The organism is Embleya sp. NPDC001921 (genome assembly GCF_053594475.1).
In genome coordinates this window covers 1-17394 of sequence record NZ_JBSFEO010000001.1, presented here as the reverse complement: position 1 = coordinate 17394, position 17394 = coordinate 1, and the positions used below count along the sequence as shown (strand labels likewise).

General features: G+C 72.7%; 11 protein-coding genes. 7 read left to right on the top strand and 4 right to left on the bottom strand.

Translation table 11 applies throughout. The features are described 5' to 3' along the window. Positions 1-142: 142 nt before the first annotated feature. From ACWCPW_RS00055 to ACWCPW_RS00045, 3 genes are all read left to right on the top strand, one after another. The gene (locus tag ACWCPW_RS00055; protein ID WP_449759282.1) at positions 143-1597 is read left to right on the top strand and encodes a pyridoxal phosphate-dependent decarboxylase family protein; all 1455 of its coding nucleotides are present in this window, start codon (positions 143-145) and stop codon (positions 1595-1597) included. 75 nt (positions 1598-1672) lie between these two features. Then, positions 1673-1843 carry a DUF5670 family protein gene (locus ACWCPW_RS00050; protein ID WP_355537031.1) on the top strand — a complete coding sequence of 57 codons (171 nt, stop codon included), beginning with the start codon at positions 1673-1675 and terminating at the stop codon, positions 1841-1843. A 259-nt stretch (positions 1844-2102) separates the two neighbouring features. Continuing rightward, positions 2103-2381, top strand: coding sequence for a hypothetical protein (locus tag ACWCPW_RS00045; protein WP_449759281.1), 279 nt, complete (start codon positions 2103-2105; stop codon positions 2379-2381). A gap of 69 nt (positions 2382-2450) precedes the next feature. Here ACWCPW_RS00045 and ku read toward each other — a convergent pair whose 3' ends face one another. Further along, on the bottom strand, positions 2451-3407 hold the full coding sequence (ku, locus tag ACWCPW_RS00040) for a non-homologous end joining protein Ku (protein WP_449759280.1): 957 nt from the start codon (positions 3405-3407) through the stop codon (positions 2451-2453). A 59-nt stretch (positions 3408-3466) separates the two neighbouring features. Between ku and ligD (ACWCPW_RS00035) the strand changes: the two genes are divergently transcribed. Beyond that, the gene (gene ligD, locus ACWCPW_RS00035; RefSeq protein ID WP_449759279.1) at positions 3467-4348 is read left to right on the top strand and encodes a non-homologous end-joining DNA ligase; all 882 of its coding nucleotides are present in this window, start codon (positions 3467-3469) and stop codon (positions 4346-4348) included. Positions 4349-4381: 33 nt separating this feature from the next. On the opposite strand, the gene ligD (ACWCPW_RS00030) is transcribed toward ligD (ACWCPW_RS00035), so the two are convergent. From ligD (ACWCPW_RS00030) to ACWCPW_RS00020, 3 genes are all read right to left on the bottom strand, one after another. Then, positions 4382-5332 (bottom strand): non-homologous end-joining DNA ligase, encoded by a 951-nt coding sequence (gene ligD, locus ACWCPW_RS00030; protein ID WP_449759278.1) that lies wholly within the window; start codon positions 5330-5332, stop codon positions 4382-4384. Between the two features lie 119 nt (positions 5333-5451). After that, positions 5452-6642, bottom strand: coding sequence for a saccharopine dehydrogenase family protein (locus ACWCPW_RS00025; protein ID WP_449759277.1), 1191 nt, complete (start codon positions 6640-6642; stop codon positions 5452-5454). Between the two features lie 327 nt (positions 6643-6969). Continuing rightward, on the bottom strand, positions 6970-11586 hold the full coding sequence (locus tag ACWCPW_RS00020; protein ID WP_449759276.1) for a hypothetical protein: 4617 nt from the start codon (positions 11584-11586) through the stop codon (positions 6970-6972). 352 nt (positions 11587-11938) lie between these two features. On the opposite strand from ACWCPW_RS00020, the gene ACWCPW_RS00015 reads away from it, so the two are divergent. The 3 genes from ACWCPW_RS00015 to ACWCPW_RS00005 all read left to right on the top strand — a co-directional run bounded on the left by ACWCPW_RS00015 (position 11939) and on the right by ACWCPW_RS00005 (position 17233). Continuing rightward, positions 11939-13048, top strand: a complete 1110-nt coding sequence (locus ACWCPW_RS00015) for a carboxylate-amine ligase (protein ID WP_449759275.1) — start codon at positions 11939-11941, stop codon at positions 13046-13048. 217 nt (positions 13049-13265) lie between these two features. Beyond that, entirely contained in the window at positions 13266-15095 is a 1830-nt protein-coding gene (locus tag ACWCPW_RS00010; RefSeq protein WP_449759274.1) for an NAD-binding protein, read from the top strand. A 365-nt stretch (positions 15096-15460) separates the two neighbouring features. Continuing rightward, positions 15461-17233 (top strand): amidohydrolase, encoded by a 1773-nt coding sequence (locus ACWCPW_RS00005; protein ID WP_449759273.1) that lies wholly within the window; start codon positions 15461-15463, stop codon positions 17231-17233. Positions 17234-17394 lie beyond the last annotated feature (161 nt).

Sequence of the window (17394 nt, the reverse complement as noted above, 5' to 3'; positions counted from 1 at the left end):
GATCGAGGTCATCGGCCCCCCGGCACGGGATCTTCCCCACTCCCGCGTCGGCCCACGCACGACGAGCCTGATGATCCGTCAACAGCCTTGCGCGACAAGGAAATACTCGACGCGGTCGGGCTTCGCGTGGTCCCCTGCAAGGATGGCTGACCCCCTCCACGAACGTGACCTCGCCCGGCCCGCCCTCGACCTGGTGGCCAAGGCCGCCGGGCCCTACCTGGAGGCGCTGCCCGGCCTGCCGGTGCGGATCCCGGCCGCCGACGTGCTCTTCGACCGGCTGGGCGGACCGCTGCCCGAGCGCGGCGACGGCACGTTGGCCAGCGTCGAGGAACTGCTCGACGTGGGCACCCGCGCCGCGACGCAGTCCTCGGGGCCCCGGTTCTTCCACTTCGTCGTGGGCGGTGCCACCCCGGCCGCCCAGGCGGGCGACTGGATCACCGGTCTGCTCGACCAGGTGGCCGGACTGTGGGCCGCGTCCCCGCTGGCGACCGAGACCGAGACGGTGGTGCTCGGTTGGCTCAAGGACCTGTTCGGGCTGCCCGACTCGTACGGCGCGGTGCTCACCCCGAGCGCGACGTTCGCCAACCTCACCGCGCTCACCTGCGCGCGGCACTGGTGGGCCGCGCAACACGGCGTGGACGTCAGCGCCGACGGGCTGGCCGGATTGCCGACCATGCCGGTGCTCACCAGCGGCTACGTGCATCCCAGCAATCGCAAGGCCCTGCAGATCCTGGGCTGCGGGCGGGACACGCTCCGGGTGTGCGCGCGCGACGACGCGGGTCGGGTGGACATCGACGCGATGGAGCGCGCGCTGATCGAGATCGACGGGCCCGCCGTACTCATCGCCACCGCCGGCGAGGTGGACACCGGCGACTTCGACCCGATCGACGCGCTCGCCGACCTGGCCCGACGCTACGGTGCGTGGCTGCACGTGGACGGCGCGTTCGGCCTGTTCGCCGGCGTCTCGCCGCGGCTGCGGCACCTGGTCAAGGGCGTCGAGCGGGCCCACTCGGTGGCCTCCGACGGGCACAAATGGCTCAACGTGCCGTACGAGAGCGGATTCGTGTTCGTCCGCGACGCCGAAGTGATGGGCAGGGCGTTCGGTGCGTGGAACGCCCCGTATCTGCCCGGCGCCGGCGACACCCACCTCAACTACGGCTCGCTCGGACCGGAGTCCTCGCGCCGGGCCCGGGCGCTGCCGATCTGGGCCACCCTGCGCGCGTACGGCCGATCCGGGTACCGGGCGATGATCGAGCGGCACAACGACCTCGCGAACCACCTCGGCGCGCTGGTCGAGCAGGCCCCCGACCTGGAATTGCTGGCCCCGGTGCGCCTGTGCGTCGTGTGTTTGCGCTACCGCCCGACGGCGCCGACCGGCGAGGCCGAACTGGACGAACTCAACCGCCGACTCGGCGCCGAACTCAACGAGGACGGCCGGGTGTACGCGGGCACCACCGTCTACCGGGGCCGGGTCGCGCTGCGCCCGGCGATCGTGAACTGGCGAACCACCGAGGCGGACGTCGAACTGCTCGCGGACGTGGTCCGGGAGATCGGCGCGCGGGTGGCCGCGGACCTTCGCGCGGAGCCCCTCGGATAGGTCTTCGAACAAGTCCGCGATCGCACCGCGTGAAGCGAATCATTCGGGGCAGACGTCGGGCGGAGGTGGTTCAAGATGATTCCGCTGCTTGTAGTGCTTTTGCTCGCTTTGATCCTGTTCGGTGCAGGATTCGCCCTGAAAGCCCTCTGGTGGATAGCCGTGATCGTGCTGGTGCTCTGGGCCCTCGGGTTCGTGTTCCGCAGCGCCGGCGCGGGTGGTCGTCGTGGGCGTTGGTACCGCTGGTAGTCGACGCGTCGCCGAACCGCCGGACGTGGGGCCCGTCGTATGCGACGGGCCCCGCGGCCGCGCCCGGGATCGGTTGCCGCGGATCCGGCCCGAGCCGGCGCGATCCGGTGTCGAAACGATTCCGCGAGGGGGTCTGGGCGGCGGAACGGGAGGAGTACTTTGGGGAGACCGAGGGCACCTCGTATGCCGTCACCCATGGCGGCGTCGTCTGCGGCGATCCGGACATCCGCGCACCAGACCGACCAGAGGATTCGAACCCATGTACTCACAGCACTCGATCGCGGGACACCGCCGAAGCTCCCGACCGGAGACCACGGTCGAGATGACCTACGGCCTGGCCTGCACGATGTGCGGCCGCGACCTGCGGGCCGCAGCGGACCGACCCGCGCACGACGCGGTGCCGGTCGGGCATGTGGAGGAACGGCAGACCTTCGCCTGCCGCGGCGTGTGCGCGCGGTTCGCGAGCGGTTCGGCGGACGGGATCGCCGAGGAGCCGGTGCCCCTGGAGCAGCGGATGGCGGCCTTCCCGACCGAATGACCGCGGACCGACCGCCGACCGTCACCGCCGACCACCACCGTCGGCCGGTCGCCGGCGGTCGTCCGGCGCTCAGGCGCTGGTGCGCTTGCGCGTGGTCTTCTTCGCCGCGCTCTTCTTCGAGCTCGACTTCGCCGCGGTCCCGGCCGAGGACTTGGTCCCCGACGAGGCCTTCGTCGAGGTCTTCGCGGAGGTCTTCGCCGCCGGCTTGCGCGCGGCACTCGTGCGGCCCGACGAGGCCCGGCCGTGTCCCTTGTTCGCCGCCTCGACGCTCGCGGTGAGCGCGGCCATCAGGTCGACCACGTTGTCCGGAGTCTCGGCCTGCTCTTCCTCGGCGGCGGCCGGGGCGGTGCCCTCCAGGCGCGCGACGACCAGCGAGTCGAGCGCCTCCTTGTAGTCGTCGTGCAGCGCCTGGAAGTCGAAGTCCTCGCTCAGCGTGTCCATCAACGACGTGGCCATCTTCAACTCCTGCGGCCGGATGTCGAACCGGCCCTCGGGGGCCAGCCCCTCGGACGTGCGCACCTCGTCCGGCCAGAGCATGGTCTGCAGGATCAGGATGTCGTCGTGCACGCGCAGCAGGGCCAGGCTCTCCCGGGTGCGCAGGGTGATCTTGGTGACGGCGGACTTGCCCGCCTTGTTCAGCGCCTCGCGCAGCAGCACGTACGGCTTGGCGGCGGCGGGGGTCGCGGTCTGGAGGTAGTACGCCTTGGACAACATCAGCGGGTCGATCTCGTCCACGTCCACGAACGCGAGCACGTCGATGACCTTCTTGCTGGGCAGCGGCAACTCCTTCATGTCCTCGTCGGTGAGCACCGCCTGCCGGCCGTCGGGCGCCTCGTACGCCTTGGCGATCTCCTTGTACGGGACCTCACGCTCCTCCAACTCGCAGTAGCGCTTGAGGCGGATCCGGCCGCCGTCCTTCTCGTGCACCTGATGCAGAGGCACGTTGTGTTCCTCGGTGGCGGGGAAGAGTTGGACCGGGATGCTCACCAGTCCGAACGTGATCGCGCCTTTCCAACTGCTGCGCATCGGCTCTCCACTTTCGCGGACTATGCATCGAAATCTGGACACAAGGGGACCTTTACCGTATGCCGGACCGCATCGCCACGACAGTCGACGGACGTTCGCTGACGCTCACCCACCTGGACAAGGTGTGGTGGCCCGAGACCGGCTACACCAAGGGCCAGGCGCTGGACTACTACGCCAAGGTCGCCCCGGTCCTGCTCCCGCACCTGACCGGGCGCCCGGTCACGTTCATCCGCTTTCCACACGGTGTGGACGGCGGGAGCCGCTTCTACAACAAGCACGTGCCGCCGGGTGCGCCCGACTGGGTGAGCACGATCGAGGTGGTCGGCCGGGACGAGAGCAGGCGGCAGGTCGACGTCGACTCGCTGGCCACCCTGATGTGGGCGGCCAACCTGGCCGCGATCGAGCTGCACGTGCCGCAGTGGGGCGCCGACCCCGACGGCCACGATCGGCTGGTGCTGGACCTGGACCCCGGGCCGGGAGCGGGCATGGGGGAATGCCGCGAGGTCGCGCTGCTGGCCCGCGACCTGCTCGCGGCGGACGGGTTGACCTGCGTGGCCAAGACCTCGGGCAGCAAGGGGCTGCACCTGTACGCGGCCCTGGAGCCGACCCCGGAGGCCGCGGTCGGGGCGTACGCCAAGGCGCTCGCGGTGCGCCTGGAGCGGGATCGGCCGGATCTGGTCGTGCACCGGATGGCCAAGAACCTGCGAGCGGGACACGTGTTCGTGGACTGGAGCCAGAACGCCAGTGCCAAGACCACCGCCGCGCCGTACACCCTGCGCGCCCAGCCCGAGCCGACCGTGTCGACGCCGGTGTCCTGGGCCGAGATCGAGTCGGAGGACGAGCTGGTGTTCGACCCGGCCCAGGTCCTCGAACGGGTGGCGCGCGACGGCGACGTCTTCGCGCCGCTGCTGGCCGCGAAGACCACCGGCCGGCTGCCGTAGGACACGCCCCGCGGGCATCGGGGCCGGCCCGGATCAGTCCTCGGCCAGGTCCGGGCGCAGACGATGCCAGGACGGGTGGCGCAACAGACCCGCGCGAGTGAGTGTCGCGTACCGGACCTCGCCGATCAGCCGGGGCAGCACCCAGCGCGCGCCGACCACCTCCGGCTCCGGCGTGAACGGGCACGCGTCGATCGCGGACACCCGCAACAACTCGCCCAGTACGGTCCGGTCCCGGTCCCCGAAGCCGGTGCCCACCGCGCCGACGTAACGCAGCACGCCGCCCTCGCGCACGCCGACCAGCAGCGCGCCGGGCAGACCGGTGAGCCTGCCGCGGCCGGGAACCCAGCCGCCCACGATCACGTCCAGGGTCTTGACGTGCCGGATCTTCACCCAGTGCCGTGAGCGCTCGCCCGGGGTGTACACCGAGTCCAGCCGCTTGCAGACCAACCCCTCCAGGCCCTCCGCGCGGGTCGCCGCGAGCGCGGTCTCGCCGTGCCCGATCAGCGCGCCCGGCGTCGACCAGTGCGGCCCGTTCAGTTCGAGCTCCTCCAGGACCCGACGCCGCTCCGCGTACGGACGATCGATCAGGGGCCGGCCGGACAGCAACAACACGTCGAACAGCAGCAGCCGGGCGGGTACCCGATCGCGCATCCGGGCCGCGTCGGCGGGGTGGTCGGCCAACCCCATCCGGGACTGAAGGCGCTCGAAGTCGCTGTGCCCGCGCTCGTCCAGGGCGACCACCTCGCCGTCCAGCACCGCCGACCGGGTGCCCAACGCGGTGCGCAGCGCGCGCAGCTCCGGGTAGGCGCCGGTGATGTCGGCCCCCGAACGCGCCCGCAGCAGCACCGTGCCGTCCCCCGGGAGGTAGCCGAGACACCGCTGACCGTCCAGCTTCGTCTCGTACGCCCAACGATCGTCCTCGGCGGCCGGCGGCAACGATCCCGAGGTGGCGAGCATGGGCGGATACACCGGCAGATCGGCCATGGGGTGAACGTGGTCGCGACGGCGGGCGGGTACACACGCGGTCCCCCGGACGGCCCAGGGCGTGTCTTCGATCCTTCGCCGAGCTCCACGAGCGATCGGCGGGCGGCGTGCGGTGCCGGTCAGGGGCGCTTCTCGTCGCGGAGCACGCGGAAGGAGATGCCGGCGGATCGCAGGCGGGTGATCAGGGCGTCGCCGAGGGCGGCGGCCGGCGTGGTCTGGCCCGCGGTCTTCGGGAGCCGGTCGTGGGCCAGGGACAGCGCGGACTCGGCCAGCATCTTGGCGGTCTCGGTGTAGCCGGGGTCGCCGCCGGCCACCTCGGTGATCACCCGGCGGCCGGCCGCGTCGGCGACGAACAGCACGCGGAACCAGGACCGGTCGCGGGCGGCGGCGGAGGGGCCGGTGCCGGCCGCGCGGCGGGCGAGCAGGCGTTCGCGGACCGGGCCGATCCGGGCCAGGCCGACCAGGGCGCCCAGGCCGACGGCACCGGCCAGCGCGACCGGGAGGTGCTTGACGGCCGCGTAGTGCCGGTAGCCGAAGTCGGGGCCGTAGTCGGGCAGCGCGGCGGCGGAACGGACCACCACGTGCGGGTCGATCGTGGGCAGCGGGATCGCCCACATCCCGGTGGTGCGGTCCAGCCGGGGCGGCCCGGTGCCGAGGTGGACCCGGCGGCCGAGCGGCGCGGGCTCGGCGGCCCGGCGGGCCCGGTGCGCGCGGTCGGCCTCGCGGAGTCGGGTGAACGCGTTCATCGCGGAGTGGAAGGTGCCGCCGGAGAAGGTGCCGCTCGCCCGGACGAAGCCGTCCACCCGGATCGGTACGTCCCGGGGCAGCAGGCGCACGGTGTACAGCACGCCCAGGTCGTGCGGGATCGAGTCGAAGCCGCACGCGTGCACGAGTCGCGCCCCGGTCGCGACCGCTGTGGCGTGCCGGTCGAGGTAGACCCGGTCGACGAACTCCGCCTCGCCGCACAGGTCGACGTAGTCGGTGCCGGCCGCCGCGCACGCGGCGACGAGCGGGCCGCCGTGCCGGAGATAGGGCCCGACGGTGGTGGCCACCACGCGGGTCGAGGCGGCGAGTTCGGCCAGGGCGGCGTCGTCGTCGGCGCGTACGCACAGCAGGGGGAGGTCGGCGTGGCGCGGGTCGATCGCGGTGAGGCGGTCGCGGAGCGCGCGCAACTTCTCCGCGTCGCGGCCGGCCAGGGCCCAGCGGGTCGTGGGTGGGGCGGCGCGGGCCAGGTAGGCGGCGGTCAGTTCGCCGGTGAACCCGGTCGCACCGAACAGGACGATGTCGTGGACACGGGTATCCGAGGGCATCTCCCGAGGTTGACGCACGGGTTCGAGGACGCGCAAGCGGGTAAGGCGATCGGCCTCGCCCGGGGCCGGCTCGGGGGCCGACACCGCGGGTTCTCGCCGGCGGCGGGCGCCGACCGGGCCGATCGGTTCGGGCCGACGTCCGGGCGACGGAGGGGCCGAGCCGGGCCGCCGTCGCCGCCGAGCGGGCCCGAGCCGGCCGCGGGCGCCGAGTGCCGGCCCCGAGCCCGAGCCGCGGCCCCGACCGCCGGTCGGGACGGGCGGGTGTCCGTCCGGTGCTCGGGGCCGGCCTGTTCGGGCGCATCGTCGTCCGGTCAGCGGGTCAGCGGGTCAGCGGGTCAGCAGGGCCGTGATCGTCGAGCCGGGGGCCTCCGGGCTCCAGGTGGGATCGCAGCCGGCCAGGGTGGCGAAGGCGCGGGACCACTTGGTCGTGTCGTTGCCCAGGTGGGTTTCGATCAGGGCGGCGATCTCGGTGCGCGCCTCGGCGGCGGCGGCGCGGATCGTGGGATCGGCCTCGATCCGGATGGCCGCCTCGGCGACCCAGCGCAGCACGGAGGCCGCGCCGCGGGCGCGGTGGACCAGGTCGTGGCCGGTCAGCAGGCCGGACGTGACCAGGCGGTCCAGGTGGATGTGCCACGCGGTGTCGCCGAGCAGCTCCCGGCCGAAGGCGACCGAGGCACGCGCGTGCTCCGCGTCCAGCGTCGCGGCTGTGCGGGCGATCCGGAAGTGCACGGGCCCGAGTTCGAGCAGCCGCGCGGGCGAGTCCGGTTGGATCACGAGCCGGTTCAGCACGTCGGCCGGGAACGGCTCCCGCTCGTGCTCGGCCACGATCAGGTCCCAGTCGCGCAGGTACGGCAGGTCGAGCACCTCGTCCGCCTCGGCGCCCCGCGCGCACTTGCGCAGCTTGGCGACCAGCTTGTCGCCGGCGCGCTCGCGGTCGATCCGCTCGGTGAGCGCCGCGTCGGGGTCGGCCGCCGCCATGGCCTTGGCCACCACCCGGCCGGCGGTCGCGCCGAGCACGCCCTGCTCGACCAGATCGCCGACCCGATCCGCGCCGCCGTACCGCAACAGACCCCGCACGCCCAGGAGTCGGTCAAACAGCGAGGCCTTCTTGCCCAGTCGGCGCAGCGTGTGCTCGATCACCTCCGGGTCGGCCGCCTCGATCCGCAACCGCAGTGCCGGCAGCACCGAAGCGGTCGCCTTGTCGTCGGCCAGGAGCCGCTCGCGCAGCCCCGGATCCAGCGGCAGCAGAGCCGGCGACGCGGGCGCCGGGCGCCCCTGCGGCACGCGGGAGAGCACCGCACGGCGCACCACGACGTCGCCGCGAACCAGCGGCGAGCCGTACAGGTCGGCGTTCAGCACCGGGTCGTCCAGGCGCGCGAGCCGGGCCCGGATCGCGCTGTCGCGACTGTGCGTGGCCAGGATCCGCAGCGCGGTCCGATCCCGGGTGAGGAAGGGGTATTCGTCCAGCGCGGGCGCGCGGTGCTCGACATAGTCCGCGTAGGACCACAGCGTGGGGTAGGCGTGCTCGCCCAGCCGCGGCAGCAGCACCGCGAGCGCCTCGGCGGACGCGCGCAGGAGCAGGCTGCCGGCCGGCCACCGCCAAGCGCGGCGCAGCCGATGGGCGCTTCGCCGCACCGCCTCGGACTCGACGGTGATCGGCGACTCGAGCCGTCCCCACTCGAACGTCTCGTCGGGAGCGGACTCCATTGCCGCGTCCAGGACTTCGGGCAACGGGAGATCCCCGGCGCCGTCCATCGCGACGAGCGCGCGCGACCACCGCTCCGGGTCCACGCCCAGCCGCTCGGCGACCAGCGCCTCGATCGCCCGGTTCAGCGGGCCGGCCAGGCTCAGCGCGCGCCACTTCCTGGGCAGCGGGGTCAGGGCCTGGTTGGGGAGCACGCCGAGTACGTCGGTGGGGCCGACGATGCCGTGCCGATACGCGGCCTCGGCCAGGAAGTCGCCGCCGCCCCGCGTCTCGTCGTAGTACTCGCGGATCCAGCGCAGGTACGAACTCGGCCTGGTCCGGCCCGGCCAGGTGTCCTTCGTCGGGTACTGCTCGGGGCGCTCGGCGGGGTTTCCGGCCAGGAGCGCGGTGACGCGGTCCTTCGTCGGCTCCTCCAGGCCCTTGTTCTCGGCCATCGACTTCAGCACCTCGGGCTCGCCGAGGTCGATCAGGTCGTTGGCGACCGACTCGTCGAACACCCGGCGTCCCAGGGCCACCCGCGGTTGCACCGAGTCGCTGCCGAAGCACGCCTCGTAGAGCCACCCCGGGTACTCGTAGCCCGGCGCGTCGACCGTCGACACCGAGGCCAGCGCCGCGAGCACGGCCGGATCCTCCGGAACCGGCACCGGATCCGGACCGGCCGCGACGTCGCGCAGGAAGTGCGCCGCGACCAGCCGGGACCTGCGATCGGGATCGGCGGCCCGGATCGTGCCGCCGCGCCGGGTGGTCGGTGTCGACGCGGTGACGGGCACCGGTCCGTTGTTCGCAGTCTCGGCCGCGTCGCGCCGTGCGGCGGCCAGCGTGGCGGCGTCCGTCCGGGCCAACTCCTCGGCTCCCGGGCGCGGACCCGCGGCCTGACCGGCCACGGTGACCAACTCGGCGAGCGACGCGTTGAAGCCGTCGATCAGGCCGACCGCGATGGCCAACGCCTCGGTGTGGCCCGCGAGATGCTCCCGGGTCAGCTCGGCCAGCCGGGCCCGCATCGGGGCCAGCACGGTGCTCGGGTTCACCCGGCGCGCGGCCGTCACCACCGCCCGCGCCGGATAGGCCACGTCGATCAGGTGGGCGGGATCGAGCAGGTCGTACTCCACCGCCTCGTTCACCCAGTTCTCGTTCCCGTCGAACGGCTCGGTGCGCAGCCACTCCTCGGGCAGGGTGTCGTTCGTCCGGCGCGCGTAGTTGCGCTGCGCGTTGATCAGCACCAGGCGCAGCCGCGCGCGGTCCTCGTCGGTGGCGTCCTCGTGGCGGATCAGGTCGTCGACGGCCTCGTAGGCGAACGGCTCGTCCCGCTCGGCCGCCATCAACAGCGGGAAGTCGTGCGCGTACGGCTCGTGCACCAGGTCGCGCACGGTGGTGCGACTGGTCCGGGTCTGCAAGCGGTGCGGCAGCGTGGCCGGGTCCTCGTACGGCTCGCCGCTCTCGCGCAGGTCGGCCAGGCCGTCCTCGGACTTGAGCGCGGCCTCCACCCGCTTGCGGATCTGTGCCGCGGTGCCGGTGCCGCTGTTGTCCAGCAGGGTGCGGACGCCCGCCGGGCCGTGCCGTTCCCAGACCTTGACGTAGGCGTACTGCTGGGCGATCTTGCGGCAACCGAACCACAGGGCGCGGGCCGCGAGTTCGGGATCACCACTGGCGACCAGCGGCAACAGGGTGCGACGGTCGCCGTGGGCGAGCAGTTCGGAGCGCAGGGCGGGGGCCAACGGCGTGCGCGCGGCGATGGTGCGGCGCAGCGACGGCGTCGAGCGCATGCTCAGGTAGGCGGCGGCGTCCACGGCCGGGACCCGTTTGGCCACCAGGCGGGCCAGTTCGCGGATGTCCAGGCCGACGTTGCGGGCGATCGCCTCCCACACCCGCGGGTCGGTCGAGGTGATCGCCGCCTCGTGCACGTGTCGCGGGAGCGAGCCGCTGGAGAGCAGGTCGCGCACCAGCGAGTCGGGCAGGTCGGGCAGCAGGGCGCGCAGGTCGTCGGGGTCGGCCGCGGTGAGCAGGTGCCGGTAGGGCTTGGTCAGCGTCGGCGGCGGGCCGCCGGCGGGCTCCGGCGGCGCGGTCACGGTGCCCGCCTCGATGCCGGCCAACAGGGCGGGCAGCGCTTCGCGCCGGCGCGGCAGTACGGCGCGCAGCGTGGTCCAGCGGTCGGCGCACGCGCCCAGGTGCCGGTGCAACAGGTCGCGCAGCTCGGCGCATTCGGGCAGTTCGACCAGGGCGGCGACGGCGGTTCGGGCCGGGGTCACCTCGTGCACCACCCGGGCCAGGTCGGCGGGTTCGGCGAGGTCGCGGGTGAGCGCGGCGATCCGGGCCAGCGCCGGGTGTTTGGGAGTGCCGATCGCCGCGCGCAACATCGCGAGCGCCGGCCGGGCGACCGGGCCCACCACCGTCGGGTGCGCGGTGTACAGCGCGACGAGCAGGTCGTCGGGGCAGTCCGGGTCGGCGGCCAGCAGCGCGGCGATCGCCTCGGGCAGCGGTTCGCGCCGCTGCTCGTCGTGCACGGCGTCCCAGTCGATCTCCCGACGCCACGTCGACGGCGGCAGGCCGGCCCGCAGTTCGGCGATCAGCCCGGCAGCGCCCTCGGCCTCGGCCACCGCGTCGGCCAGTTCGGGACGTATGGTGACCACCTCGCCGATCAGCAGAGCGGTCGCGGCCACTTCGGGCCGCACGTGGCGCGACGCCTCGGCGAGCAGGTCGGTGCCGCCGTGCCGGCTCAGCGACAGCAGGCCGCGCAGTTCCTCGGCGGCGGTCAGGCCGCCGGCACACGCCCGCAGCGCGTGCGCGACCAGATCCGGTCGATCGGCGACCACCGCCGCGCCCAGTCGGCGCGGCAACTCGTCCTCGGTGGGCAGCGCGAGCAACTCCTCGTGCAGTGCGGCCGGCGGGTGCGGGGTGTCGGCATGGCGGCCGGGCGCGAGCACGATCCGGCGCATCCACGCGCCGGCCTCGGGGTGCGCGTACACGATGCGGTCCACGACCGGGTCCGGCTGCTCCAGCAGCGCGGCCAGATCCGCCGCGGTGAGCACGGCCACGTTGTGCGCGAGGGCGCGGCGCACCCACGGGTCGGGGTCCCGCGCGGCGAGCGAACGCAGGCTCGGGGCGAGTTTCGGATCGCCCAGCAGCGCGCCGATCACGTCGTCGCCGATGCGATGGCGGACCCGCCCGAGGTCGCCGACGGCCGCTCCCTCGAACAACAGTCCGACCAGAACGGCCTTGTTCGTGATCTGTACCCGTGCCACCACTCGCCCCCACGCTCACCCGTTCCACTTTCGGGTTCCACCCCATCACAAAGCGCGGACATCGGGCGCGCCGGCCCCGACGCGTCCGCGATTCCCTCGGACGCGCATTCGGGTCGACGTGTCGACCTGCGGTGATTACGGGTACAACCGATCGAGTCCTCCCAAGTAGTGCGGCCTGTCCGGATCTTGGTCGAGCGCGTCGCGGTCGCGATGTCGCACCTGGTGGGGTCCGGGGTCGTCCCGGGGCCGGCGGGGTGCGGGCACACGTCGTGACGCGCACCGGCTACGGATGGTCATGTCCAGGCGGAGGCCCTGCCCGGCGGGTTCGCCCGCTCGAAAGGACGGTTCGGTGATGACCACTCTGGGTGTCGAGGAGGAGTACCTGCTCGTGGACCCGGTCAGCGGACTGCCGGTACCGGCGGCCGAGCGGGTCCGGGCCGAGGCGAGCCTGCGGCCCGGGCTCGACCTCGGCGACGTGCAGCCCGAATTACTGAAGGCGCAGTTGGAGGTGGCGACGCCGGTGTGCACGTCGCTCGACGAGATCGGCGGGCACCTGTACCGGATGCGCCACGAACTCTCGGCCGCGGCCGAGCGGATCGGCTGCCGGATGGTCGCCTGCGGGACCGCGCCCGCCGGTGACGGCAAGCTGATGGAGGTCAGCGAGCATCCGCGCTATCTCGCGATCCGGGAGAACGCCCGGCGGTTGGCCGACGTGCAGCTCATCCACGGGATGCACGTGCACGTGGCGGTGCCCGATCGGGAGACCGGCGTACAGGTGGTCAATCGGATCCGGCCGTGGTTGCCGGTGCTGGTCGCGATGGGTGCCAACTCGCCGCTGTGGCAGGGGCTGGACACCGGCTTCGCGAGCTGGCGCACGATCCATTACGCGCGCTGGCCGGTGGAGGGGCAACCGCCGCTGTTCGCCGACCTGGAGGAGTACGAACGACGGGTGGACGCGCTGCTCGCGGTGGGCGTGATGCTCGACCGCGGTCAGGTGTACTGGCAGGTGCGGCTCTCCGAGCGGTTCCCGACCATCGAGATCCGGTGCCCGGACGTGCAGTTGCGCGCGGACGACGCGGTGATGCTCGCCGGTCTGGTGCGGGCGCTGGTGGTGACCGCGCTGCACCAGCACGACGAGAAGGCGCCGTACGCCGCACCCGAACCGGAACTGCTGCGGGCCGCGTGTTGGTTGGCGGCTCGGGACGGTTTGGAGGGTGATCTGTTCGGGCCGGTGGGACCGGCGGGTACGGCCCGCCGGATAGAGGCGGGGGACCTGGTCTGCGAGCTGCTCGAGCACGTGACCCCGGTGCTGGACGAATTCGGGGACACCGCCCAGGTGTTCTCGCTCGTGGACCGACTGATCCTGCAGGGTACGGGGGCCGATCGGCAGCGCGAGGCGTTCGTGGCCGGGGGTCTGCCGGGTGTGCTGGATCTGCTGATCTCGGACACCACGGGGACCTGACGGGGGTGGGCCGGGTCCGACCGTCATCGGTCGTGCTCGGTCTTCTCGGTTTGTTCGTCGTGCGGGCTCTGTCCGATGGGTGCGGTGCGGTGCGGTGCGTGGCGCTGCGTGGCGTGTGCACGTGCGCGACCTTTTACGGTGCGATCGATGTGTTCGATGTGATCGGTGGTGCGGATAGGGGGCTGACGGGGGAGGGATCGGGAGGCAGGGTGGGGGTGTGTCGACTCCCGCGCATCACCCGACTCCTCCGCCTCGGGCCGGCCACCTCGTGGTGTGCGGCGACGACGCGCTCGCGCAACGGCTGTCCTACGAACTCGCGTACGTCTACGGCGAGCACGTGACCGTGCTGCTGCCCTCGGTGCACCGCAACCACGGTCCGCAGATCGACGACCTCGCGCGCGGCGGGGGGTTGTCGGTGTCGGTGGTGGAGGCGGCCGAGCCGAGCGACGACGCGTTGCGCTCGGCGGGCGTGTCGGGCGCGATGGCGCTCGCCCTGGTCTACCGGGACGACCGGGCCAACATCCACGCGGCGTTACGGGCCCGGCGGATCAACCCGAACATCCGACTCGTGGTGCGGCTGTACAACCGCAAGCTCGGCCGGCACCTGGAGGAACTGCTCGACCGCGCGGTCGTGGCCCGGATCGGGGACATCTCGGCCCGGGACGTGACCACGACCGTGCTCTCCGACGCGGACACCGCCACCCCGGCCCTGGTCGCGGCGGCGATCTCCGGCGCGGGCAAGGTGGTTCAGGCGGACGGGCTGCTGTTGCGGGCGGCCGAGCGGCCCGCCGACGAACGCGACCCCGCGCCGTACCTGTACACGCTCGCGCTCGCCTCCGACGGGGTGGGCGGGAGCCCGGAGCTGCTGCCGGACGACGCCGCGGTGGCCGCGGCGGGACGGACGCGGGGGCGAACCGTGCTGGAGACGATCGCCCTGGAGGAGGGCGGCGGCGCACCGGTCAACCGGCCCCGGTTGCCGCAGGGGCTGCCGGTGGCCACGCTCTTCCCGCCCCGGCTGCGGTACGCGATCTTCGGTCTGGTCGCGCTGCTCTTCGTGTTCGCGGGCCTGACCTGGTGGGTCACCGGGGATCCGCCGCTGCGCGCCGCCTACCGCTCGATCCTGGACGTGTTCGGGATGGGCGATCCGGCGATCGGCGAGGGCACCGGACGACAGGTCCTGCAGGTGTTGTCCGGGCTCGCCGGGATGGCGCTGATGCCGGTGCTGTTCGCGGTGGTGCTGGAGAGCCTGGGCACGTTCCGCACCGCGACCACCCAGCGCCCGCCGCCGCGAGCGATCGCCAACCACGTGGTGCTGCTGGGTCTGGGCAAGATCGGTACGCGCGTGCTGGATCGGCTGTGCGACCTGGGCATCCCGGTGGTGTGCGTGGAGCGCGATCCGCAGGCGCTGGGCATCGCGACCGCGCACGCGCGTCGGGTGCCGGTGGTGATCGGCGACGTCACCCGCGAAGGCGTGCTGGAGGCCGCGCACATCGGCACCAGCCGGGTGCTGCTCGCGCTGACCAGCAACGACGCGATCAACCTCGAGGCGGCCCTGTACGCCCGCGAGGTCGATCCCGAACTACGGGTGGCGATGCGGCTGTTCGACGACGACTTCGCCAAGATGGTGAACCGCACGCTGCGCGAGTCCTACCCGAACGCGCTGACCCGCAGCCGCAGCGTGTCCTCGCTGTCCGCGCCGGCCTTCGCGGGGGCCGTGATGGGTCGGCAGATCCTGGGCGCGATCCCGGTGGAGCGCGAAGTGCTGCTGTTCGCGGCGATCGACGTCGCCGGCCACCCGGAGTTGCAGGGGCAGACGGTCGCGGAATCGTTTCGGGCCGGACTGTGGCGGGTGCTCGCGCTGGACGTGGCCGATCCGGCGGAACGCCGCGCCGACCTCGGCCGGGACGCGGCCCCACAGCGCGACCTTCAGTGGGAACTCCACCCGGGATACCTCCTCCGCCCCACCGACCGAGTGGTCCTGGCGACAACCCGCCAGGGCCTGGCCCAACTCCTCCAAGGCGACCGAAGCCCCACCCCGCCCCGATAGCGCGCCCTCCAGGCCCTCGGCGCACACCCTTCTGCCCGCGCCCCCACCGCCACCCTTCGACCTCGCGGCGCGTGCCTCCCGTGCCTTCCGCTCCTCCGGCCTCCGCGCCCGCGCCCAGCCCGCTCCTCCCGCTCCTCCGGCCTTCCACACCGCGCCCAGCCCGTGCCTCCCGCTCCTGCGGCCTCCGCGCCCGCGCCACCTCCGCGCCACCTCCGCCCTCCCGGGTCTTCCGGTCGTGGTCCGTGTGGTCCGGTCCGCGTGGTGAGCGAAGGATGTCCGGAATTCTTCTTCGTTGTTACGGTGCGTCGCCGACAGACTTCGTAGCGACATGAATCATCGAGGGACGAAAGTGAGGGTGAGTGGTGATGTCCGAAGGACGTGAGGGCGCCGGGACGACTTCCGGCGAGGCCGACGTGATCTTCCACGGCGGCGAAATCGAGACGGTGGCGGACGGGCCCGGTCCGAAGGCGGTCATGGGAGAGGACGGCGCGCGGCCCGAGGCGGTCGCCGTCAAGGACGGTCGCATCGCCTTCGTCGGCGATCTCGACGAGGCACTCGCGCGGTGGCAGGGCCCGACGACGCAACTGCGCGACCTGGACGGCCGGGCGCTGCTTCCGGGTTTCATCGATCCGCACGGCCACGTGGTCGGCACCGGCCTCCAGGAGACCGTCGCCGACCTGCTCGGCGAACCGGACGGCGATGTCGGGGACATCGAGGCGATCGTGCGCAAGCTGCGCGAGTTCGGCGACAGCGAGGTCGGCCGGCGCTCCGCGTGGATCGTCGGGTTCGGCTACGACGACGCGCTGCTCGACGGCGAGTTGCATCCCACCCGGGAGGACCTGGACCGGGTCTCCACCGAGCGGCCGGTGCTGGCCATCCACCAGTCGTTCCACCTGGGCGCGGTGAACAGCAAGGGGCTCGAGGTGCTGAACTACAGCGCCGACACGGAGAACCCGAAGGGCGGGGTGATCCGGCGCGGCGACGAGTCGGTACTGCCCTTCGGCGAGCCGAACGGGGTCTTGGAGGAGACCGCGTTCACTCCCGCCTCCGGTCGCGCGATCATGGGCATCGACGAGCGCGACCGGGCCCTGTTCCTGGACAAGGGCCTGAAGGCGGCGGCGAGTTACGGCTTCACCACGGTGCAGGAAGGGGCTGCGGAGCTGGCCGTACTGGGTGACCTGCGCGCACTGGCGGCGGCCGCGCCGCTGCCCCTGGACGTCGTCGTCTACGTGAAGGCGGCCGACGCGATCAAGACCCCGCACCTGGTCGACGCGAGCGGCGAGTATGTGAACGGTCTGCGGGCGGCCGGGATCAAGCTGAACCTGGACGGCTCCCCGCAGGGCCGGACCGCCTGGCTGCGCGAACCGTACAAGGAGCCGCCGGGAGACGAGGGCGACGACTACTGCGGTTACCCGACGCTCGAGGACGAGGTCGCCCTCGAGCAGGTCCGGGCCGGCTTCGCGCACGGCTGGCAGGTGATCGCGCACGTGAACGGCGACGAGGCGATCGCCCAGTTCATCCGCTGCGTGCGGACCGCGACCGGGGAGTTCGACCCGGCCGATAGGCGTACGACGGGCATCCACTGTCAGACGGCGGGCGAGGACCAGATCGGGGAGTTCCGCCGCCTGGGCATCATCCCGTCGTTCTTCTCGATGCACACGTACTACTGGGGCGACTGGTACGTCGAGACCGTGCTCGGCGAGTCGCGCGCGGTGAACATCTCGCCCGCGCAATGGGCCCTGGCCCGAGGCATGGTCTACACGTCGCATCACGACGCACCGGTGGCCCGGCCGAGTTCGCTCGCGATCCTGTCCGGTCAGGTCACCAGGAAGACCCGCAGCGGGATGGTCCTGGGCAAGCATCAGTGCGTGTCCGGGGCGGACGCGGTCAAGTCGATCACGATCAACGCGGCCTACCAGTACGGCGAGGAGGCGGAGAAGGGCAGCATCGAGGTGGGCAAGCTGGCCGACCTGGTGATCCTGAGCGCCAATCCGGCGACGGTGTCGGGCGACGCACTCCTGGAGATCGACATCGAGGAGACGATCAAAGCGGGCCGGACGGTCCACCCGCCGGTCGACACGATGCCGGTGCCGGTACCGGAGGGGGTCGCCCTGAACCTGTTCACGCACCACTGCTGAGGTCGGGGTCGCCCTGTCCGCGCCGGGTCGGCGCGGACAGGGCGACCCGAAGACACGCCCTAGCGGCAATACCGGTGTTTTAGGTCTTTCTGCGGCGGGTTGGGGTGGTGCGGGTCGGTCCGACGAGCGTGACGTCGGGTGGGTTCGGTGGGGGTGTGCTG

Coding starts and splice junctions, on each gene's coding strand:
- ACWCPW_RS00015 (WP_449759275.1), top strand. CDS start 11,939: ATGACCACTCTGGGTGTCGAGGAGGAGTACCTGCTCGTGGACCCGGTC.
- ACWCPW_RS00050 (WP_355537031.1), top strand. CDS start 1,673: ATGATTCCGCTGCTTGTAGTGCTTTTGCTCGCTTTGATCCTGTTCGGT.
- ACWCPW_RS00055 (WP_449759282.1), top strand. CDS start 143: ATGGCTGACCCCCTCCACGAACGTGACCTCGCCCGGCCCGCCCTCGAC.
- ligD (WP_449759279.1), top strand. CDS start 3,467: ATGCCGGACCGCATCGCCACGACAGTCGACGGACGTTCGCTGACGCTC.
- ACWCPW_RS00045 (WP_449759281.1), top strand. CDS start 2,103: ATGTACTCACAGCACTCGATCGCGGGACACCGCCGAAGCTCCCGACCG.
- ku (WP_449759280.1), bottom strand. CDS start 3,407: ATGCGCAGCAGTTGGAAAGGCGCGATCACGTTCGGACTGGTGAGCATC.
- ACWCPW_RS00005 (WP_449759273.1), top strand. CDS start 15,461: ATGTCCGAAGGACGTGAGGGCGCCGGGACGACTTCCGGCGAGGCCGAC.
- ligD (WP_449759278.1), bottom strand. CDS start 5,332: ATGGCCGATCTGCCGGTGTATCCGCCCATGCTCGCCACCTCGGGATCG.
- ACWCPW_RS00025 (WP_449759277.1), bottom strand. CDS start 6,642: ATGCCCTCGGATACCCGTGTCCACGACATCGTCCTGTTCGGTGCGACC.